At 71.7% G+C, this 20,070-nt stretch carries 22 protein-coding genes; 12 read left to right on the top strand and 10 right to left on the bottom strand.

Annotated elements, in window-relative coordinates; genetic code table 11:
* Nucleotides 1-6: 6 nt before the first annotated feature.
* The 3 genes from rlmB to G515_RS0113110 form a co-directional block, all read right to left on the bottom strand.
* The gene (gene rlmB, locus G515_RS0113120) at nucleotides 7-954 is read right to left on the bottom strand and encodes a 23S rRNA (guanosine(2251)-2'-O)-methyltransferase RlmB (protein ID WP_028660499.1); all 948 of its coding nucleotides are present in this window, start codon (nucleotides 952-954) and stop codon (nucleotides 7-9) included.
* A 3-nt stretch (nucleotides 955-957) separates the two neighbouring features.
* Nucleotides 958-2,364: a cysteine--tRNA ligase gene (gene cysS, locus G515_RS0113115; RefSeq protein ID WP_028660498.1), complete on the bottom strand. Its 1,407-nt coding sequence runs from the start codon at nucleotides 2,362-2,364 to the stop codon at nucleotides 958-960.
* Nucleotides 2,365-2,450: 86 nt separating this feature from the next.
* Nucleotides 2,451-4,043: a molybdopterin-dependent oxidoreductase gene (locus tag G515_RS0113110; RefSeq protein ID WP_036555517.1), complete on the bottom strand. Its 1,593-nt coding sequence runs from the start codon at nucleotides 4,041-4,043 to the stop codon at nucleotides 2,451-2,453.
* A 100-nt stretch (nucleotides 4,044-4,143) separates the two neighbouring features.
* Between G515_RS0113110 and ispF the strand changes: the two genes are divergently transcribed.
* On the top strand, nucleotides 4,144-4,614 hold the full coding sequence (gene ispF, locus G515_RS0113105; protein ID WP_425411232.1) for a 2-C-methyl-D-erythritol 2,4-cyclodiphosphate synthase: 471 nt from the start codon (nucleotides 4,144-4,146) through the stop codon (nucleotides 4,612-4,614).
* Nucleotides 4,615-4,659: 45 nt separating this feature from the next.
* Nucleotides 4,660-5,337 carry an IspD/TarI family cytidylyltransferase gene (locus tag G515_RS0113100; RefSeq protein WP_028660495.1) on the top strand — a complete coding sequence of 226 codons (678 nt, stop codon included), beginning with the start codon at nucleotides 4,660-4,662 and terminating at the stop codon, nucleotides 5,335-5,337.
* Between the two features lie 98 nt (nucleotides 5,338-5,435).
* Here G515_RS0113100 and G515_RS0113095 read toward each other — a convergent pair whose 3' ends face one another.
* Nucleotides 5,436-6,047: a 2-C-methyl-D-erythritol 4-phosphate cytidylyltransferase gene (locus G515_RS0113095; protein ID WP_245565388.1), complete on the bottom strand. Its 612-nt coding sequence runs from the start codon at nucleotides 6,045-6,047 to the stop codon at nucleotides 5,436-5,438.
* 111 nt (nucleotides 6,048-6,158) lie between these two features.
* Nucleotides 6,159-6,644 carry a CarD family transcriptional regulator gene (locus G515_RS0113090; RefSeq protein ID WP_028660493.1) on the bottom strand — a complete coding sequence of 162 codons (486 nt, stop codon included), beginning with the start codon at nucleotides 6,642-6,644 and terminating at the stop codon, nucleotides 6,159-6,161.
* 199 nt (nucleotides 6,645-6,843) lie between these two features.
* Between G515_RS0113090 and G515_RS21340 the strand changes: the two genes are divergently transcribed.
* Genes G515_RS21340 through G515_RS0113075 form a run of 3 tightly spaced genes read left to right on the top strand, consistent with a single transcriptional unit; the run spans nucleotide 6,844 to nucleotide 9,194 of the window.
* Nucleotides 6,844-7,794 (top strand): UbiA family prenyltransferase, encoded by a 951-nt coding sequence (locus tag G515_RS21340; RefSeq protein WP_211221029.1) that lies wholly within the window; start codon nucleotides 6,844-6,846, stop codon nucleotides 7,792-7,794.
* A 48-nt stretch (nucleotides 7,795-7,842) separates the two neighbouring features.
* A complete protein-coding gene (locus G515_RS0113080; protein ID WP_157571102.1) occupies nucleotides 7,843-8,442 on the top strand; it encodes a hypothetical protein in 600 nt (199 codons plus the stop codon).
* Between the two features lie 14 nt (nucleotides 8,443-8,456).
* Complete coding sequence (locus G515_RS0113075; protein WP_028660491.1) at nucleotides 8,457-9,194, top strand: phosphoglyceromutase; 738 nt, start codon at nucleotides 8,457-8,459, stop codon at nucleotides 9,192-9,194.
* A gap of 122 nt (nucleotides 9,195-9,316) precedes the next feature.
* Here G515_RS0113075 and phoU read toward each other — a convergent pair whose 3' ends face one another.
* Nucleotides 9,317-9,991: a phosphate signaling complex protein PhoU gene (gene phoU, locus G515_RS0113070; RefSeq protein ID WP_028660490.1), complete on the bottom strand. Its 675-nt coding sequence runs from the start codon at nucleotides 9,989-9,991 to the stop codon at nucleotides 9,317-9,319.
* 122 nt (nucleotides 9,992-10,113) lie between these two features.
* Between phoU and G515_RS0113065 the strand changes: the two genes are divergently transcribed.
* The 3 genes from G515_RS0113065 (at nucleotide 10,114) to G515_RS0113055 (ending at nucleotide 12,954) form a co-directional block, all read left to right on the top strand.
* Nucleotides 10,114-11,274 (top strand): sensor histidine kinase, encoded by a 1,161-nt coding sequence (locus G515_RS0113065; RefSeq protein WP_028660489.1) that lies wholly within the window; start codon nucleotides 10,114-10,116, stop codon nucleotides 11,272-11,274.
* Nucleotides 11,271-11,948: a response regulator transcription factor gene (locus G515_RS0113060; RefSeq protein ID WP_028660488.1), complete on the top strand. Its 678-nt coding sequence runs from the start codon at nucleotides 11,271-11,273 to the stop codon at nucleotides 11,946-11,948. The genes G515_RS0113065 and G515_RS0113060 overlap by 4 nt, the downstream gene beginning before the upstream one ends.
* 64 nt (nucleotides 11,949-12,012) lie before the next feature.
* On the top strand, nucleotides 12,013-12,954 hold the full coding sequence (locus G515_RS0113055; RefSeq protein ID WP_028660487.1) for a DMT family transporter: 942 nt from the start codon (nucleotides 12,013-12,015) through the stop codon (nucleotides 12,952-12,954).
* On the opposite strand, the gene G515_RS21335 is transcribed toward G515_RS0113055, so the two are convergent.
* Nucleotides 12,887-13,351, bottom strand: coding sequence for an MmcQ/YjbR family DNA-binding protein (locus tag G515_RS21335; RefSeq protein ID WP_051218359.1), 465 nt, complete (start codon nucleotides 13,349-13,351; stop codon nucleotides 12,887-12,889). The genes G515_RS0113055 and G515_RS21335 overlap by 68 nt on opposite strands.
* Nucleotides 13,352-13,481: 130 nt before the next feature.
* On the opposite strand from G515_RS21335, the gene G515_RS0113045 reads away from it, so the two are divergent.
* Together G515_RS0113045 and G515_RS0113040 are read left to right on the top strand one after the other, a co-directional pair.
* A complete protein-coding gene (locus tag G515_RS0113045; RefSeq protein WP_028660486.1) occupies nucleotides 13,482-13,895 on the top strand; it encodes a YciI family protein in 414 nt (137 codons plus the stop codon).
* Nucleotides 13,892-15,049, top strand: coding sequence for an RNA polymerase sigma factor (locus tag G515_RS0113040; RefSeq protein ID WP_245565386.1), 1,158 nt, complete (start codon nucleotides 13,892-13,894; stop codon nucleotides 15,047-15,049). The genes G515_RS0113045 and G515_RS0113040 overlap by 4 nt, the downstream gene beginning before the upstream one ends.
* Nucleotides 15,050-15,221: 172 nt before the next feature.
* On the opposite strand, the gene G515_RS0113035 is transcribed toward G515_RS0113040, so the two are convergent.
* Together G515_RS0113035 and mshA are read right to left on the bottom strand one after the other, a co-directional pair.
* Nucleotides 15,222-15,719 carry a type III secretion system chaperone family protein gene (locus G515_RS0113035; protein WP_028660484.1) on the bottom strand — a complete coding sequence of 166 codons (498 nt, stop codon included), beginning with the start codon at nucleotides 15,717-15,719 and terminating at the stop codon, nucleotides 15,222-15,224.
* Nucleotides 15,716-16,978 carry a D-inositol-3-phosphate glycosyltransferase gene (gene mshA / locus G515_RS0113030; protein ID WP_028660483.1) on the bottom strand — a complete coding sequence of 421 codons (1,263 nt, stop codon included), beginning with the start codon at nucleotides 16,976-16,978 and terminating at the stop codon, nucleotides 15,716-15,718. The genes G515_RS0113035 and mshA overlap by 4 nt, the downstream gene beginning before the upstream one ends.
* Before the next feature lie 145 nt (nucleotides 16,979-17,123).
* Between mshA and G515_RS0113025 the strand changes: the two genes are divergently transcribed.
* Entirely contained in the window at nucleotides 17,124-17,882 is a 759-nt protein-coding gene (locus G515_RS0113025; RefSeq protein WP_028660482.1) for an SDR family NAD(P)-dependent oxidoreductase, read from the top strand.
* Between the two features lie 63 nt (nucleotides 17,883-17,945).
* Complete coding sequence (locus tag G515_RS0113020) at nucleotides 17,946-18,635, top strand: aspartate/glutamate racemase family protein (protein WP_028660481.1); 690 nt, start codon at nucleotides 17,946-17,948, stop codon at nucleotides 18,633-18,635.
* 53 nt (nucleotides 18,636-18,688) lie between these two features.
* On the opposite strand, the gene G515_RS0113015 is transcribed toward G515_RS0113020, so the two are convergent.
* Complete coding sequence (locus G515_RS0113015) at nucleotides 18,689-19,972, bottom strand: protealysin inhibitor emfourin (RefSeq protein ID WP_028660480.1); 1,284 nt, start codon at nucleotides 19,970-19,972, stop codon at nucleotides 18,689-18,691.
* Nucleotides 19,973-20,070: the final 98 nt, after the last annotated feature.

Here is a 20,070-nt window from a genome sequence, read left to right as displayed (position 1 = left end):
CGGCGGTCAGACCGCGCGCGCCTGGGCGATCGCGTAGAGGGTCACCGACGTGGCCACGCCGGCGTTGAGCGATTCGACGGAGTTGGCCATCGGGATCGACACGATCTGGTCGCAGGTCTCCCGGACCAGCCGCGACAGGCCGCCGCCCTCGGCCCCCACCACGACCACCAACGGCCCGTCGGCCAGTTCGAAGGCCGGCAGGTCGACGTCGCCGTCCATGTCGAGCCCGACGACCATGCAGCCCTCCTCCTGGTAGGCCTTGAGCTGGCGGACCAGGTTGACCGTCTGGGCCACCGGGATCCGCGAGGCGGCGCCCGCCGAGGTCTTCCAGGCCGATGCGGTCATGCCCGCCGACCGCCGCTCCGGGATCAGCACGCCGTGCGCGCCGAAGCCGGCCGCGGAGCGCACGATCGCGCCCAGGTTGCGGGGGTCGGTGATCTGGTCCAGGGCCACCACGAGCGGCTGCTCGCCGACCTCGTCGGCCCGGGAGAGCAGATCGTCCGGATGGGCGTACTCGTACGCCGGGACCCGCGCGGCAAGGCCCTGGTGCACGGCACCGTCGGTGAGCCGGTCGAGCTCCGGACGGGTCACCTCGAGCAGGGCGACCCCGTGGTCGGCCGCCATCCGGAAGGCCTCCCGCAGCCGGCCGTCGCGCTCGGCGCCCTCGGCGACGTACAGGGTCGTGACCGGAACCCCCTCGCGCAACGCCTCGACGACGGGGTTGCGGCCGGCGATCCACTCGGCGTCGGTGCCACGCTTGCGCGGCCGGCTCTGTCGCTGCGGGGACGACTTCTGGGCGACCTTGTGCGCCTTGTGGTACTCGCGGTCCTTGGCCTTCGGGGTCGGACCCTTGCCTTCGAGGCCGCGCCGGCGCTGACCGCCGCTGCCCACGGTGGCACCCTTCTTGGTGCCGGCCTTCGCGACCGCGCCGCGGCGCTTGCTGTTACCTGCCATCGCTCAGATGCTCCACTTCGGGCCGTCGGGGGTGTCTTCGATCTCGATACCAGCCGCCTGGATCTGGTCGCGGATGGCGTCCGCGCTCGCCCAGTCCTTGGCAGCGCGGGCGGCGGCACGCTGGTCGAGCAGGCCGCGCACGAGCACGTCCACCGCCGCGGTCAGCTTCTCGTCGCCACCGGTGCCGGGCCCCCAGGCGGGGTCGGCGGGGTCGAGCCCCAGGATCGCGAGCATCGCACGGACGCTGCCGGCGACCCGTCGCAGTTCCGCTCCCGCACCCTCCGGAAGGAGGCGGTTGCCCTCCCGGACCAGATCGTGGATCGCGGCCATCGCGGCCGGAGTGCCCAGGTCGTCGTCCAGCGCGGCGACGAAGACGTCGTTCGGCTCGCCGCCGGCCGGGATCTCGCCGAGGACGTCAGCGGCGCGCTCCAGGAAGCTCTCCAGCCTCCCGAACCCGGTCGCGGCCTCCGCCAGCGCCTCGAAGCTGAACTCGACGTGCGAGCGGTAGTGGGCGGCCACCAGGTAGTAGCGCAGTTCGATGCCCCGGAAACGCTCCAGCACCGCCGGGATCAGCAGGCTGTTGCCCAGCGACTTGCTCATCTTCTCGCCGCTGGTGGTGATCCAGGCGTTGTGCATCCAGTACGACGCGAACGGCCGCCCGGCCGCGCGGGCCTGGGCCTGCTCGTTCTCGTGGTGCGGGAAGCGCAGGTCGAGGCCGCCGCCGTGGATGTCGAAGGCGGGGCCGAGGTACTTGCCCGCCATCGCGGAGCACTCGATGTGCCAGCCCGGGCGGCCGCGGCCCCACGGGCTGGGCCAGGCGGCCGTGGCCGGCTCGGAGTCCTGCTTCCAGCCCTTCCAGAGGGCGAAGTCGCGCGGGTCACGCTTGCCGCGCGGGTCGGCGTCCGCGGCCGCCTCCATGTCCTCGATGCCCTGGTGGGAGAGCTCGCCGTACGCCGGCCAGGAGCGTACGTCGAAGTAGACGTCGCCCGAGCCGTCCGCGGCGGGATAGGCGTGCCCGCGCTCCACCAGCTCGGAGATCAGCTCGATCATCTCCGGGATGTGCCCGGTGGCGATCGGCTCGTACGTCGGCCGCGCGACGTTCAGGTCGGCGTAGGCACGGTCGAGCTGTCGGTGCATCTCGTAGGCGAGGTTGTACCAGTCCCGGCCCTGCTCGGCCGACTTGATCAGGATCTTGTCGTCGATGTCGGTGAGGTTGCGGATGAAGGTCACGCGGTAGCCGCGGTACCGCAGCCAACGCTGGAGCACATCGAAGTTGACCGCCGACCGCACGTGTCCGACGTGTGGCTCGGACTGCACCGTGAGGCCGCAGACGTAGAGCGACGCCTCGCCGTCCCGGAGCGGGACGAAGTCGCGTACGTCGCTGGTCGCGGTGTCGTAGAGCCTGAGCACCCGGCAAGTCTAGGAGACGGGCGCGCAGCGGCCGACTCCCCGCATGCCGCGCGTCGGGTCCCCCCTCCACGGGCGGCGGTCGGGAGTCAGACGACCTCGAACTCGACGGCGTGCCAGCCGGTGGCGCCGTCCGGCGCCGGCGACCGCTCGACCCCGGTCTGCACCTCGCCGTCGGCCCCGACCGCGCGGACCCGCGCATGATGGGTGCCGGCCCCCAGGTCGGCGCGCAGCCGCCACTGCACCCAGGTGTCCGCGCTCGCCGCACGGCCCAGGGAAGCCACGGTCCAGGGGCCGCCGTCGATCTGCACCTCCACCCGCTCGATCCCGACGTGTTGCCGCCAGGCCGTCCCGGCCAGGGTCACCGATCCGGCACCGACGTGGTCGTTGGAGCGCGGGACGTCGATCCGGGAGCCGATCTTCACCGGGCCGTGCGCGCTCCAACCCTTGTCGGTCCAATAGCCCTGCGCCCCATCGAACCGGGTCACCTCGAGGTCGACGATCCACTTGGTGGCGCTGACATAGCCGTACAGGCCGGGCACGATCATCCGCACCGGGAAGCCGTGCTCGATGGTGAGCGGCTCCCCGTTCATCGCAACGGCGAGCATCGCGGCACGGTCGTCGGTCAGGGCATCGAGCGGGGTGAGGCAGGTCCAGCCGTCCTCGGAGGTCTGGAGGACGCCGTCGGCCCCGGCCTGCACGCCCGCCTGGGCGAGCAGCGGCGCGATCCGGACGCCGCTCCACCAGGCGTTGCCGATCAGGTCGCCGCCGACCTCGTTGGAGACACAGTTGAGGGTCAGCCATGCCTCGTCCAGGCGCAGCTCCATCAGGTCGGCGAAGCTGAACTCGAGCTCCCGGTCGACCATGCCGTGGATCCGCAGGCGCCATTGCTCGGGGTCGATCACCGGCGGCGAGAAGGCGGTGTCGATGCGGTAGAACTCCTCGACCGGGGTGCTCCACCGTGGCTGGGCGTCGATCTGGAAGTCGGTCAGCTTCGGCGGCTTGGGCGGAGTCACGCCGTCCAGACTGAGCAGCCGTCGGCTCTCCTCGACGGTACGCCGCCGGCCGGTCAGGAACGCGGCGAACACCGTGGCGACCACGCTGCCCACACCGAGCACCCCGGAGGCGATCAGGAAGCCACGCCTGGTCGGTACCCCCGCGCCCTCGTCGGGCACGAGGTCGCCGTCCAGGAGCTCGGGATCCGGGGCCTCGGCGCCACGGCCGACGGCGCCGACGGCGCCGACCGCACCGGCCTCGGGCAGCAGACCGACCAACACTTCGAGCACGCCGATCCAGACCACCAGTCCGACGAGGATCGCCACCAGTCCGGGCCCGGGCGCCTCCGTCTGGCCGAGGACCGCCACGGCACCGACTGCCGCGAGCGCGGCGTACCCGAGCCAGGACCGCGCCCGGCTGCGCGCGCGCAGCCGCCCGAACTGGGCGGTCAGCAAGATCACGGCGGTCAGGATCAACGCGATCATCACCGGCTTGTCGGCGGTGCCGAACAGACCGATGCCGAACTCGGTCAGCGCACCGGGGAGCACGGCCACGATCTGTTCCGCGACCGCCACCACCGGACCTGACCGGACGCCGAGCAGCGACGCGGTGAGGTAGCTGGCGGCCAGGCCGGTCACACCGGCGACCGCTCCCGCCCAGGCCCAGCCGGCGCGCGAAGTCGTCACATCGCCATTGTTCCCCACCGGGGTGGGCGCTGGTCCGCGCCGCCCGCCGCACGGGCGGATCGAGGATGCGGAGACGGTGGGGCATGATGCGCGGGTGGAGATCCCCAGCATCGGCATCGGCACCGACGTCCACCGACTGGCGGACGGTGTCCCGATGTGGGTCGCCGGACTGTCCTGGCCCGACGAGCCGCGCGGGCTGGAGGGTCATTCGGACGGCGACGTCGCCGCCCACGCCGCCTGCGACGCGCTCTTCTCCGCTGCCGGGATGGGAGACCTCGGTCGGCACTTCGGCACCGCCGAACCGCAGTGGTCGGGGGCGGCCGGCACCACCTTGCTCCGGGAGAGCGCGCGCCGGGTCCGCGAGGCCGGCTTCGAGATCGGCAACGTCGCGATCCAGGTGATCGGCAATCGCCCCAAGCTCGGGCCGCGTCGTACCGAGGCGGAGGCGGTGCTCTCCGACGCGGCCGGTGCCCCGGTCTCCGTCTCCGCGACCACCACCGACGGACTGGGCCTGACCGGACGCGGCGAGGGCGTGGCCGCGATCGCGACCGCGCTCGTCCTCCGGCGCTGAACCCGCAGCGCCCCTTTCGGTCTCGGCTGATCTAGTCTCGGCAACGTGTCCGCCGCCCTCGTCGTCCTCGCCGCCGGATCAGGCACCCGCGTCGGGGCCGGGATCAACAAGGTCCTGCTGCCCCTGGGCGACGGCACCGTTCTGGGCCACTCGCTGCGCACCGCCCTGGCGGTGCCTGACGTCCGCCGGATCGTGGTCGTGGTGCGGCCCGGCGACGAGGAGGCCACCGCGGAGGCGATCCGGCCCGTGCTCGGCACCGGCGAGGTCCTGCTGGTGCCCGGCGGTGCGACGCGGCACGCGTCGGAGTACGCGGCGCTGCAGGTGCTCCGCGCGGAGATCGAGTCCGGCGAGATCGACGTGGTCGCCCTGCACGATGCCGCCCGCCCACTGGCCTCGCCGGAGCTGTACGCCGCCGTCCTCGCCGCCGCCCGCGAGCACGGCGGAGCCCTGCCCGCGTTCCCGCTCCGCGACCTGAGCACCCGCGAACTCCGGTTGGTCGCCGGGCCGCTGGTCGCCGTACAGACCCCCCAAGCGTTCCGCGCCGGTCCGCTCCTGGCGGCCTACCTCCGGGCCGAGGAGGACGGGTTCGAGGGCACCGACACCGCGGCCTGCCTGGAGATGTACGCCGGGGAGATCCGGATCGCCGCCGTGCCCGGTTCGCCGCTCAACCTCAAGATCACCTTCCCCGAGGACGTCGCCGTCGCCGAGCGCCTCCTCGCCTGACTTCCCCGGCGGCTGGCCGGCCCACAGGTGGGCCGGTTTCACCTCCTTCGATCGCAGCCCCTTCAGCTCTGGCCCGGGTCGAGTGGGTCGCAGGAGGCTCAGCGGGAGGTGAGCGCCTCGAGCAGTCTGACCTCGTCGACCGAGGCGACCCGTCGTGCTTCGGGCGGCGCCTGGATGGTGAGCACGGGCAGGCGCGCGGCCAGGTCATCGGCCAGGGCACCGAAGTCGGTCGAGGGCCACTCGGCGAGGGTCGCGACCACTTCGGGCGGCAGCACGACGGGTGAGGCGATCGAACACAATCGATCCCGGTCGAGGGTCTCCCCCACCACCGCGACTCCGTCGCCGACCTCCAATCGCTTCACGGTGTCGGTCACCGGCCTGACCCCGATCACCACTGCCCCCCGCTCCAGGGCGGTCTCGACACAGCGGGAGACGAACCAGGCCGGCGTCATCGGGCACAGCGCGTCGTGCAGCACGAACGCCTCGCCCGAGGCCGCGACCGCCTCCCACGTCGTGCCCTGGTCGACCGGGGTGACCCCAGCCTCACCGAGCGCCCAGGCCGCACAGGCCACCAGTGCCTCTCCGTGGATCAACGAGAACGGGAGGGCTCCGCGCTCCTCCTCGACGACCGCACCCAGCACCGGACCGAGGTCGGGCAGGTCGATCGGCTCTGCAGGTTGATCGGCGGGCAGCGGCGCGGGAAGGTTCACCCCGCCACGGTACGGCGCAGCCTCACCCGGGCCACGCAAGGGCGGTAGACGTGACGAGGCCCCCGGGAACTTCCCGGGGGCCTCGTCATCAGACCGTGTGAGAGCTCGGCCTCAGGAGGCGAGCACCTCGTCGAGCAGCGCCTCGGCCTTGTCCTCGTTGGTGTTTTCGCACAGTGCCAGCTCGGAGACCAGGATCTGCCGGGCCTTGGCCAGCATCCGCTTCTCGCCGGCGGACAGACCGCGGTCACGCTCGCGGCGCCACAGGTCGCGCACGACCTCCGAGACCTTCATGACATCGCCGCTGTGCAGCTTCTCGAGGTTGGCCTTGTAGCGTCGCGACCAGTTGGTCGGCTCCTCGACGTGGTCGGCACGGAGGATGTCGAAGACGCGGTCGAGACCCTCCTTGTCGACGACGTCACGGACGCCTACGAGGTCGAGGCTGTCTGCGGGAACCCGCACCACCAGATCCTGTTGGGCCACGATTCTCAGGACGAGGTACTGTCGCTCTTGCCCCTTGATGGTCCGCATCTCGATGTCCTCGATGACTGCGGCCCCGTGGTTCGGATACACAACCGTTTCGCCGACGGTGAAAGTCATATGTCAGGTTCCCCTTCCTAGATCACCTAGTCTAGCACGGTTCTGCGCACCCCCATTCGGCGTTTTCGCAGGTCAGGGCGCTAATGAGGGCTTGACATCCGGGCCTGATTTGTGTTGTTCGCGCACGTCGCGCCTGATCGCGACCTGATTTCTGGCTGTGATTCGCGGTCCCGCGACCGCGTTCCGCGATACTCGGCGCATGTCGAAGTCACGCCCGTGGCGTCGGGCCCGTAGGGACGACGCCACCCGCACCGACCCTCCGCCCGTGACCGACGCCGTACCCACCTCCGCGCCACCCACTGCCGAGCCCGCTGCCCGACCCGGTGCCGAGGCCGCCAAGCCCGCCAAGCCCGCCGCCGAGGATGCGCGCCCCGGCACCGCGCAGCGACCGGCCGCCACGGCCATCGAGGCCGTCGACGCGCCACCCGCACCGACGCGGCGGCGCTTCCGCGACGTCACGGCCCTCCTACTCATCCAGGCGTCGCACCCCCGACAGGCCCTCACCACGGCTCTCCTCCTAGGCCTGGTCGCGGGTCTGACCGAGCGGCCCGCCCGCGAGGTCGCGCTGGTCTTCTGCACCGTGCTGGTGGGGCAGGTCGTGCTCGGTTGGCACAACGACCTGATCGACGCGGACACCGATCGGAGCCACGAGCACCCCCACAAACCGATCGCCGACGGCCGACTGGACCGAGGCACGGCCTGGTTCGCGCTGTGCTGCGGAATCCTGCTGCTCATGCCGTTAGCGATCGCGAACGGCGTCGTGGCCGGCTGCTGCTACCTCGCCTCGGTGCTGATCGCCGGCATCGGGAACATCGCCCTACGGCGCGGGCTGCTGTCCTTCGTGCCGTGGACCGTGTCCTGGGCCCTCTACGCCCCGTTCCTCTCCTACGGCGGCTGGGCGACCGGACTCGGCGGCCAACCACCCCAGCCGACCATCGTCGGCCTCTTCGCCCTGCTGGGACTGGGGGTGCACGTGCTGTGCGCGCTGTGGGGACTGGTCGCCGACTACGAGGACGGCTGGACCTACCTGCCGATCCGGATCGGCATCTCGCTGGGCGCGACCCGCCTCCTGGTCCTCGTCCTGATCTACCTGGCCGCGGTCTGCGCCGGACTGGTCTACGAGCTCGAACGGGTCGGACTGTGGCAGTGATCGGACCACGGGTCACATCGACCCGAGGGTGCCGGTAGGCTGTCGGCCGTGACGACGCATCTCCGCCGAAAGCTCGTGCTCGGCCTCGCGACCGCCGGCCTCGCGGCCTCGCTCTCCGCCTGCGGCTTCGACTACGCGACCGACCGGCCCAACACCATCATCAACGGTGGTGGCAACTGGGAGGGCGCGACCCACGTGCTGGCCGCACGCGTCGTGGCTCCTGCCGACGGCGAGGGCGCCTTCGTCGCGACCATCACCCGCGACCAGGGCGAGGGCGAGGTCACCTTCGACTCCCTCGAGGGCGAGGGCGTGCAGGCCGGCGACTTCGAGCCGTTCGAGGTCGCCGACAACGGCGCGGTCAACCTCGCCGAGGAGGGTCCGATCCCCGTCACGGGAGACTTCGTCGCGGGTGACCGGGTCGAGTTCACCCTCGGCTTCACCAACGGCGACGCCGTCGAGGTCGACGCCATCGTCGTCACCAAGTGCCACGAGTACGCCGACATCGAGGCCCCGGCCGCCGAAGGGGCCACCGAGGAGGGGGACTCCTCCTCCGAATCGACTTCGGAGTCGACCTCTGAGGAGGCCGGCTCCTCGCCGTACGACTGCGAGTACCCCGAGATCCCGGAGACGGAGTCCGAGGGCCACTGAGCCCGCACACGGAGATGACACACACCCTGATCCTGCTCCGCCACGGCGAGAGCGAGTGGAACGCGCTCAACCTGTCCACCGGCTGGGTCGACGTCGACCTCACCGAGAAGGGCCGGGCCGAGGCGGTCGCAGGCGGAGAGATGCTGCTCGAGGCGGGGCTGCTGCCCGACGTCGTGCACACCTCGCTGCTGCGCCGGGCGATCACCACCGCCGCGATCGCCCTCGACAAGGCCGATCGGCACTGGATCCCGGTGCGCCGCAGCTGGCGGCTCAACGAGCGGCACTACGGCGCACTCCAGGGTAAGAACAAGAGCGAGACGCTGCGCAGGTTCGGCGAGGAGCAGTTCCAGCTGTGGCGCCGTTCCTATGACGTACCCCCGCCCGAGCTCGCCGCCGACGACGAGTACTCCCAGGTCGGCGACCCGCGGTACGCCGACATCGAGGTGCCCCGCACCGAGTGCCTCAAGGACGTCGTGACGCGGCTGATGCCGTGCTGGGAGCAGCAGATCGTGCCGGACCTGCGGGCCGGTCACACCGTCCTGGTCACCGCGCACGGCAACAGCCTGCGGGCGCTGGTCAAGCACCTCGACGGGATCAGCGACACCGACATCGCGGCGCTCAACATCCCGACCGGTCAGCCGTTGGTGTACCGCCTCGACGACCAGTTGCGTCCCACCGTGCCCGGCGGGGAGTACCTCGACCCCGAGGCCGCGGCCGCCGCAGCTGCGGCGGTCGCCAACCAGGGTCGCTGACCCGCCCAGGCCTGGGTCGCTAACCGGCCGGCATCGGCGCGGCGTCGCCTACTGTCGGTTGACCCACCACGACGACACTGCCGGCGACCCGGATCGGGGTCACCGACAGTGGAGTGGCGGATTCAGAACCGGTCGGAACCGGGCGACCCGGCGAGGACCTGGTTCTCGCCGGTGACCACGAAGACCACCCCACGGGCGACCGTGACGGCGTGGTCGGCGATCCGCTCGTAGTAGCGGCCCAGCAGTGCGAGGTCGACCGCGGCCTCCACACCGTGCTCCCAGTCCTCGGCCAGCATCTGCGCGAAGGTCTCGCGTCGCAGGTCGTCGATCTCGGCGTCGTCCTGCGCCAGGTTGGACGCGGCCTGCACGTCACGGGTGCGGATCACGTTGCCCGCCTGGGCGACCATCGATTCCGCCGCCTCCGCCATCCGGCCGACGAGCGGCAGGACCGGCGCGGGAACGGCGACGTTGGGCACGCGCAGTCGGGCGATCTTGGCCACGTGCACCGAGAGATCCCCCATCCGCTCGAGATCCGCCACGATGCGCAGCGTCGCGATCAGGATCCGCAGGTCGCCCGCCACCGGCGCCTGCAGCGACAGCAGGGAGTAGGCCTTCTCATCCAGGTCCTCCCGGATCCGGTCGATGGCCTTGTCCTCGCTGATCACCCTCTCGGCGATCTCGGCGTCGGCGGTGAGCAGGGACGAGGTGGCCAGCGAGACCGCGGTCTCGACGCGTCCGCACATGTGGGCGAGATCGTCGAACACCCGGTCGAGCTGGTCGTGGAAAGCTTCGCGCATGCCGGCGATCGTAGGCGACCGATATGACCAACCGACCAGCTGCGATGAACCCTCGGTGAACGTTGGGGGTCGAAGGTCCTTCCTGGACAGGACCTGGTGGATAGTGGCCTTAGTCTGGTCGCGTGGATCCGACGACGCAGGCTTTCCTTGCTGCGCTCCTCGGGGCAGTGGTCGCAGGTGCCGCCGTGCTGGCCTGGCACATCAGTGACCGCCAGCAGAGTCGGCCCGTCGACGTCGAGGCCCCGGTGGTGCCGCCCGAGGTGGCCACCGTGCTCTCCGTGCTGCGCAGCAGCGCGGTCGTCGTCGACCGCGACGACACCGTGCTGAAGGCCAGTGCTCCGGCGTACTCGCTCGGCTTGGTCCGCGGCCGCAGCCTGGTCGTCGCGGAGTTGGAGGAGCTGGTCCACCAGGTGCGCCGGGACGGGCAGATCCGGGAGACCGAGCTCGTGATGGAGCAGGGCGGCAGCCCGGCCCTGCACGTCACCGCACGGGTGGCTCCGCTCGGATCCAGACTGGTGCTCGCCCTGGTCGAGGACCGCACCCGCGAGCGCCGGGTGGAAGCGGTACGCCGCGACTTCGTGGCCAACGTGAGCCACGAACTCAAGACGCCGGTCGGTGCGATCCGGGTGCTCGCCGAGGCCGTGCAGGACGCCTCCGACGACCCGGAGGCCGTCGTCCGTTTCTCCGACCGGATGCTCACCGAGAGCGACCGGCTCAGCCAGCTGGTCCAGCAGATCATCGAGCTCTCCCGACTCCAGGGCGACGAACCGCTCGAGCAGCCGGAGGCGGTCGACGTCGACGCCGCCATCCGCGCCGCCGTCGACGCGAGTCTGGTGGACGCCGACCGCAAGAGCATCACCGTCGTACCCGGGGGCGAGGGGGCCCTGGAGGTGTTCGGCAACGAGGAACAGGTGACCGCGGCGGTGACCAACCTGGTCTCCAATGCGGTCGCCTACTCCGACCCCGGTTCCGCGGTGGCGGTCGCCACCCGCGCGGACGCCGGCACCGTGGAGATCTCGGTGGTCGACCAGGGCATCGGGATCCCGCCGGACGACCTGGACCGGATCTTCGAGAGGTTCTACCGGGTGGACCCCGCCCGGCACCGTTCCACGGGGGGAACCGGCCTGGGCCTCTCGATCGTCAAGCACGTGGCCGCCACGCACGGCGGCGACGTGCGGGTGTGGTCCGTCGAGGGCCAAGGCTCCACCTTCACACTCACTCTTCCGCAGCATCTAGCCACCGGGGCCGCGGCCTCGGCCACTGACAAGGAGGACCGCCCGTGACCCGGGTACTCGTCGTTGAGGACGAAGCCAGCTACAGCGAGGCGCTGTCGTACATGCTGGGCAAGGAGGGCTTCGAGGTCGCCGTGGCCGAGAACGGTGATGACGCCCTCAAGGAGTTCGACCGGTTCGGCGCCGACATCGTGCTGCTCGACCTGATGCTGCCCGGAATCCCCGGCACGGAGGTGTGCCGCCAGATCCGGGCGACCTCCAGCGTGCCCGTGATCATCGTGAGCGCCAAGGACGACGAGGTCGACAAGGTGGTCGGACTCGAACTCGGCGCGGACGATTACGTCACCAAGCCCTACTCCCCCCGTGAGCTGACGGCCCGCATCCGGGCGGTCCTCCGCCGCGGCACCGAGCCGGAGCTCGCGCCGGCCACGCTCGAGGCCGGACCGGTACGGATGGACGTCGAGCGCCACGTCGTCACGGTCGGCGGCGATGAGCAGCGGCTGCCACTCAAGGAGTTCGAGCTGCTGGAGATGTTCCTGCGCAACCCCGGTCGGGTGCTCACCCGCGCTCAGCTGATCGACCGGGTGTGGGGTTCGGACTACGTCGGCGACACCAAGACCCTCGACGTCCACGTCAAGCGGCTGCGGGCCAAGCTCGAGCCCGACCCGGGCGCACCGAAGTACCTGGTGACCGTGCGCGGACTGGGCTACAAGCTCGACCTGTGAGGATCGGCCGGCGCGAGCCGAACACGGCGTGTCCCGGGCAGGTGAGGATTCCTAGACTGCCCGGGTGACCACCCCCGCTCCCACCCGCGCCCTGCCGCTGCTCGCCACGGGCGTCACTCTGGTGCTCTGGGCGAGCGCGTTCGTCGCGATCCGGCACCTCGGACACACCATCGGACCGGGGGCGCTCTCCCTCGGGCGGCTGGCCGTGGCGACCCTGGCGCTGGGTGTGATGCTGGCCGTGCACCGACGCCGCCGCGGCGGCGCGCTCCGCTGGCCACAGCGTGCCGACTGGCCGCTGGTGGTGCTCTGCGGCGTGGCCTGGTTCGGCGTCTACAACGTGGCCCTCAACGCCGCCGAACGCAGGATCGACGCCGGCACCACGGCCCTGGTGATCCAGGTAGGGCCGCTCCTCGTGGCACTGCTTGCCGTGGTCTTCCTGCACGAACGCCTGCACCGATGGATGATCGCGGGGATCGTCCTCGGCTTCGCCGGCGTCGCCCTGATCGCCCAGGGCTCCGCCGATGCCCGCCACCTCGACACGATCGGGGTGGCACTCGCCGTGGTGGCCGCGCTGATGTACGCCATCGGTGTGCTGTCGCAGAAGCCGCTGCTCGCACGGGTCGGCCCGCTCGAACTGACCTTCTGCGCGACCGCGGTCGGCACCGTGTTCTGCCTGCCGTGGCTCGGCGAACTGATCGGGCTCATCCGAGCGGGCGAGGCCGGCGGCATGGCGTGGGTCGTCTACCTGGGGGTCTTCCCGACCGCCGTCGCGTTCACCACCTGGGCCTACGCGCTGTCCCACACCGACGCGGGCAAGCAGGCGATGACCACCTTCCTAGTGCCGGCGATCACCACCGCGCTGGCCTGGCTGCTGCTCGACGAGATCCCGCCGCCGCTGGCCTTCCTCGGCGGCGCCCTGGCGATCCTCGGAGTGCTGCTCACCCGGGTCCGCGTGAGGCCCCAGACCCGCCCTCCGGTGCCGCGTCCTCACGCCGACGCTCGCTGAGCCAGGCCTCGCCGCGGCGACGTGAGGCCCGGGCGAGCCAGGCGTCCCAGACCACCTCGGCCAACTCCTGCCGGGTGATCTCGCCGAGCCGGGAGGCACGGAGCAGGACCGACGGATGACCGGCGAAGTGCGGGGTGGTGAAGTACGGCGTCCTCGGGTCGCCGACCATGGCCTGCTTGTCGGCCTCCGAGGCGACCCAGAAGACGATCACGTCGTCGTACCGCTCCCCGGTGTCGGGGTCGACGGCGTCCGGCCGGGGGTTGCGGAAGAAGACGAAGGACTTACCTCCGACCTGGTAGACCGGGTTGTCCTGTGAGCCGGGCACCACCGTGACGTGCGGCATGCCGCGGGCGATCTCGTGCACGTCCGCCACCCTTGCGGGGCGAGGTCGGGTCATCTCCCCATCGTGCCCGGTGAAGCGGCCCGTGGCGCCGGAAAAGGTGCCGCGCGGATGTCGAGATCGGATTCGCGGCTCCGTCCCAGGGGTGAGGACGGCAAGATGGCCGTCTCGGAACGAGGAGACCACCATGACCAAGTACCTGCTGCTCAAGCACTACCGCGGCGACCACGAGATCGCCCCCGGCGGACTCACCCCGATGGACCAGTGGTCGCCCGAGGAGATCGAGGCGCACATGGCCTTCATGGGCACCGTGATCGAGGACTTCAAGCAGCGCGGCGAGTTCGTCGACGCGCAGGCGCTCTCCCCGGAAGGCACCTTCGTCCGGTATGACGGCGAGGGCCGTGCCCCGGTCACCGACGGCCCCTTCGCGGAGACCAAGGACCTGGTCGCCGGCTGGATGGTGATCGACGTCGACACCCGGGAGCGCGCTCACGAGGCCGCGGCGTACCTGTCCTCCGCCCCCGGGCCGGGCGGGGAGCCGATCCGGGAGTGGATCGAGGTCCGCCCGTTCCTGGGCGACGCACCGGGAGTCACCGAGTGACTCAGCCGGCCGTGCCCGATGACCTGGTTCGGAGTCTGTCTCCCCGGGTACTGGGCATCCTCCTCCGCCGCGGCGCCGACTTCGCCGCGGCGGAGGACGCCGTCCAGGACGCGCTCGTCGAGGCGGTACGCCGGTGGCCGGAGTCGCCCCCGGAGGATCCGAAGGCGTGGCTGGTCACGGTCGCCTGGCGCAAACTGCTCGACCTGCGCCGCGCCGAGTCGGCCCGGCGGCACCGCGAGCAGCGCGTCGAGCGGGAGCCGGAGCCCGGCCCCACCGAGGACACCGACGACACGCTGCTGTTGCTGAGCCGCTGCTGTCATCCGTCGCTGACCCCGGGGTCCGCGATCGCGCTCACCCTGCGGGCCGTCGGCGGACTGACCACGGCGCAGATCGCGCAGGCGTTCCTGGTGCCCGAGGCGACGATGGCGCAGCGGATCTCGCGGGCCAAGCGCACCGTGTCGGGCGAACGGTTCGACCGGCCCGGCGAGGTGGGCGCCGTACTCCGGGTGCTCTACCTCGTCTTCAACGAGGGCTTCACCGGCGAGGTGGATCTCGCCGAGGAGGCGATCCGACTCACCCGTCAGCTCAGCGCCGCCACCGACGACCCCGAGGTCGAGGGCCTCCTGGCCCTGATGCTCCTGCACCACGCCCGGCGCGCGGCCCGCTGGACCGCCTCGGGCGACCTGGTGCCGTTGGCCGAACAGGACCGGCGGCTGTGGGATACGGCCCTGATCACCGAGGCGGTCGGGATCCTGCAGGAAGCACTGCGGCGTGACCGGCTCGGCGAGTATCAGGTCCAGGCGGCGATCGCCGCGCTGCACGACGACGCCGCTTCGCACGCCGAGACCGACTGGATCCAGATCCTGGAGTGGTACGACGAACTGCTGACCCACTCCGACACCCCAGTGGTCCGGCTCAACCGCGCGGTGGCGGTGGGCGAGGTGGACGGGCCACTGGCCGGTCTGCGCGAGGTCGAACGCCTCGACGCCGACCTCCCCCGGCGCGACGCGGTGGCTGCCTACCTGCACGAGGCCGCCGGCACACGGGGCGAGGCCGCCCGGCTCTACGCGCTCGCCTCCGAACGCGCGCAGAGCGCGGCCGAACGAGACCTGCTGATACGCCGGGCCGCCCGGCTGCACGCCAAGGACGGTTGAGCGGCCCCACTCAGCCCGGACCCGCCGATCGTCGCCGTCGCGAGGGTCCCCGGACGAGTCGGCCGGCAAGGCGGGGCGCCGACGACGCGCCGGAGGCCCGTCGAGCTGCGACAACGCAGCCGGCGCACCCGGCTGCCGGCACGCAGCGGGCGCAGGATCGGTCGACCCGGGCTCAGGATGACGAGGGGGCCTCGTCCTCGGACTCCAGCCAGCCGCGGAACGCCTCCAGGTTGGCGGTGGACTCGCCACGCAGGCGGCGCCACTCCCACTCCTTGCGGATCGAGGCTGCGAAGCCGAGCTCGAGGATCGGGTTGAACGACTCGTCGGCGTAGGTCAGCACCGCGCCGAGCAGCCGGTCGAGCTCCTCGGGCGTGGCCGAGCTCAGCGGGAGTCGAGCGTCGAGGTAGATGTCACCGAGGCGGTCGACCGCGAACGCGACGGCGTACATCCGCAGGTTGCGCTCCAGCAGCCAGCGGTAGACCCGCTCGTGGTTCTCGTCGGGACGGCGGCACACGAAGGCGTGCACGCCGAGCGAGTGCGTGCCGACGTCGAGTCGGACCGGCACCTGCAGCTTCGCAACGCCCGGCAGCGAGAAGGAGAAGACGGACTCCTGCTCATCGGCCTCGATGTCGTTGTCGCGCAGGTAGTCGCGCACCGCCTCGAGGGTCATGCGACCCCCTGGCGCAGAGCCGCTCCGGCACGTGAGTACGCCGCCACCATCGCCTCGGCGGTCGCCTCCCAGGAGAAGTCGCGGGCATGCTCGAGCGCGCCGGCCTCCAGGGAGAGCCGCAGTCGGTCGTCACCGATGATCCGGGTCAGCGAGTCCGCCCAGCGCTGCGGGTCGTGGCCGTCGACCAGCAGGCCGCTGCGCTCATGGCGCACGGCCGTGGGGAGACCGCCGACGGCCGCGGCGACCACCGGCGTGCCGGTGGCCTGGGCCTCCACGGCCACCAGGCCGAAGGACTCGTTGTAGGAGGGCACCGCGACGAGCGTCGCCGCGGCGTACCACCGCGCCAGCTCGGCCTGACTCACCGGAGGGACGAACCGGACGACGTCGCTGATCCCCAGATCCACCGCCAGCGCCGCGAGCGACTCGGGGCGGTCCAGCCCGGTGCCCGACGGGCCGCCCACGATCGGCACCACCAGCTGCGAACGCAGGCCGGGACGGCGCGCGAGCAGCGCGTGCACGGCCCGGAGCAGCACGTCGGGTGCCTTGAGCGGCTGGATGCGTCCGGCGAAGAGGAGGACGTGGGCATCGAGCGGCAGACCGAGCTCGGCCCGGACCGCGGCCTTGTCCTGCGGGCGGAACAGGCTGAGGTCGACGCCGGGGTGGACCACCTCGACGGCGTGCGGCGAGGCGGCGTAGAGCTCGATGAGCTGGCGGGCCTCGAGGTCGGTGTTGGCGATCAGGGTGTCGGCGGCGGAGACCACCTGCTCCTCGCCGATCACCCGCGCCGCCGGTTCGGGGAGGTCGCCCTCGGCCAGCGCGGCGTTCTTCACCTTCGCCATCGTGTGCATCGAGTGGATCAGCGGCACACCCCAACGGTCGCGGGCCAGCGCGCCCACCTGCCCCGAGAGCCAGTAGTGGCTGTGCACGGCGTCGTAGTGCCCCAGCGGCTGGGCGGCCTCGGTGCGGAGCACCTCGCGTGCGAAGGCACACAGCTGCCCGGGGAGATCGTTCTTGGAGAGCCCTTCGAACGGCCCGGCGTGGATGTGCCGCACCAGGACGCCGTCCTCGGCCTCCACGACGGTCGGCAGGCGGGAGGCGGTGGCCCGGGTGAAGATGTCGACCTCCACCCCCTGGCCGGCGAGGCGCCTGGCGAGCTCGAGCACGTAGACGTTCATCCCACCGGCATCGCCGATGCCCGGCTGGTCGAGCGGCGAGGTGTGCAGGCTGATCATCGCGACCCTGCTGACTCGATCCTCCACATGACTCCTCTCACCGGTGTCCCTGCTCGAAGGACAGCTGCTGCCGAAGTGCCAACCGCGCAAGCGCCCCGGACATTCCCCACGTGCGTGCGACCACCGGTGGTCGCGTCGTCGCTGCGGCCGACCACTGGGCACAATGACCCCCATGAGCATCCAGACCGACGCGAAGATCGCGGTCGTCACCGGCGCCTCCAGCGGCATCGGTGCGGCCACTGCCCGTCAGCTCGCCGGGGCCGGCTACCACGTGGTGCTGGCCGCCCGCCGGGCCGAGCGGATCACCGACCTGGCCGCCGAGCTCGGCGGTACGGCGGTCCCGACCGACGTCACCTCCGAGGAGTCGGTCGCCGGACTCGCCGAGGCGGTGGGCCCTCGGGTCGACGTCCTGGTCAACAACGCCGGGGCGGCGTACGGCCGGACGCCGGTCGCCGACGCGGTGACCGCCCAGTGGCGGGCCATGCTCGAGGTCAATGTGATCGGCGTGATGCAGGTGACCCGTGCACTGCTCCCCGCGCTGGTGGCCAGTGGCTCGGGGGTCATCCTCAACGTCGGCTCGACCGCCGGCCGGATCGCCTACGAGGGCGGCGCGGGCTACACCGCGGCCAAGCACGGCACCCAGGTGGTCACCGAGACCCTGCGGCTCGAACTCGTCGATCAGCCGGTGCGGGTGATGGAGATCGCCCCGGGCATGGTGCGCACCGAGGAGTTCTCCCTCAATCGCTTCGCCGGCGACGAGGAGAAGGCCGCCGCCGTCTACGCCGGTGTGGCCGACCCGCTGGTCGCCGAGGACGTCGCCGACGCGATCACCTGGATGATCACCCGCCCCGCGCACGTCAACATCGACCAGTTGGTCATCCGTCCCCGTGCCCAGGCGGCCGAGCACAAGGTGCACCGCGTCTTCGAGTGACCCGCCGGCGGCGGCCGACGTCAGGAATCTGCCCCCGGACGTCGCGCATGTCACACTCCCCGGGTGAAGACCATCGGACTGATCGGCGGCATGAGCTGGGAGTCCAGCGCCGTCTACTACCAGGGCCTCAACACCGGTGTGCAGCAGCAGCTCGGAGGGCTCAGCTCGGCCAGGATCGTGCTCGCGTCGGTCGACTTCGCGGAGGTCACGGCGCTCCAGGAGAGCGAGGACTGGGACGCCGTCGCGACCCTGCTGGCCGCCGCCGCCCGGGGCGTCGAGCAGGCCGGCGCCGACTTCATCCTGCTGTGCACCACCACCTTCCACCTCGTGTACGACGCAGTGCAGGCCGCAGTGTCGGTGCCGGTCGTGCACCTGGCCGACGTGGTCGCGGCCCGCTGCCAGGAGCAGGGCATCACCAAGGTCGCCTTCCTCGGCACCGCCTTCTCGATGGAGCGGCGGTTCTTCTGCGACCGACTCGACAGCCACGGCATCGACGTCAACGTGCCCGACGAGATGCACCACCAGACGGTCGACTCGATCATCTATGACGAGTTGGTGCGCGGCGAGATCAAGCCGAACTCGCGCCGCCGCGTCATCTCGGTGATCGACGAGCTGTGGGACGCCGGCGCCGGCGCGGTGATCCTCGGGTGCACCGAACTGGAACTCCTGGTCAAGCAGAGCGATCTCGAGATCCCCGTGCTCGGGGTCACCTCGGCGCACATCGAGGACGCCCTCAAGCGGGCCCTGGCCTGAGACCCCCGCGCACTCCAGCGGGCCCAGCGCCACGTCCGGGCCCGCTCTGATCGCTACCTGCCCAGCACCAGGTCGACCACGCGGCTGAGGTCGTCGGTGAGGGCCGTCTCGGGGACCTGGCAGCGCTCGCCGCACAGGTCGACGTCGTAGACGAACCGATCCGGCCGGGGCTCCTCGGGCTGCGCACCCACGGCCGCCAGGTCGATCCGCTGCACCAGCAGGAGCAGCTCTCGCGCGCGATCGTCATCGTCGTTGAGGTCGATGCTGGCCGAAGCCGGGATCCCGGTGAACCCGCCGGTGCGGCGCACACTGACCTGGGTGTCAGGGGCGGGAGGCCGCTCGACCTCCCCGGGGGTCGCCGCGGCACCGACGCCGACCTGCTCCCAGGCCGCGACCACGGCCTGCTCGTGCTCGCCCGCCGCCGCCACCGTCGCCGCCGCGAACTGGGCGAAGTCGCTGCGCGGTCCGACCGCCGTCGAGGTGAGCGCCGCCCACCACACCCGGCCGGCCCCCTCGGCCGCGGAGCCCCCGATCGCTCGGGCGGCGAGCGCGAAGGCGCGGTTGGGGATCCCGGAGTTGAGGTGGACCCCGCCGTTGTCGTCCCGGGTCACCACGAAATCGTCCATGTGCGCCGGCTGCGGGTCGCGCCCCAGCCGAGGGTCGTCGTAGGCCGTGCCGGGGTTGAGCATGTCGCGCAGCCCCCGGGCCTGCACGCCCGGAAGGAACAGACCCTCCCCGATCAGCCAGTCCGCCTGGTCGGCGCTCTGGCCGAGCAGGCGCTGCTTGAGGCAGGCGGCGAACACATCGGAGACCGACTCGTTCAGCGCGCCCGACTGGTCGCGGTAGACGAGCCCGGCCGTGTGCTCGGTGACCGCGTGGGTGAACTCGTGACCGAGCACGTCGACCGGCTTGGTGAACCGGTCGAAGACCTCCCCGTCGCCGTCGCCGAAGACCAGCTGCTGACCGTCCCAGAAGGCGTTGACGTAATCCTGGCCGTAGTGGACGGTGCCGCTCACCGTGGCCCCGGCACCGTCGTAGGACTCCCGCCCGTAGACCTCGGCGAACATCGCGAGCGAGGCGGCGATGCCCTCGGCGGCCTCGTCGACCGCGACGTCGCCGGTGGCCGGATCGCCCGGCTGCCGCACGACCCGGCCGGGAAGACGGGTGCCGTTGTCGGCGGTGTGCACCACCCAGGCGGCCGCAGCCGCGGCCACCTCCGGATGGGCGGTCATCGCCGGGCGCGCGGCTCGGAACCCCCGATCGAGCGCGAGGGTGTCGGTGTAGGAGAGCGTCTCCAGGAGGTACGGGGGGACGAAGGAACAGGTGAGATCGGTCATGTCCCCAGCGAACACCCGCCCACCGACGATTTCACGCGCCAGGGGCGCGCACCCCGATACCCTCGCTGGCACCCCGTCACCGCACCCGCCGCGCAGCT

It is taken from the genome of Nocardioides insulae DSM 17944, assembly GCF_000422825.1.
GTDB lineage: Bacteria > Actinomycetota > Actinomycetes > Propionibacteriales > Nocardioidaceae > Nocardioides > Nocardioides insulae.
The sequence above is the reverse complement of the archived record's forward strand: the minus strand, read 5'-3'. Positions and strand labels throughout refer to the sequence as shown.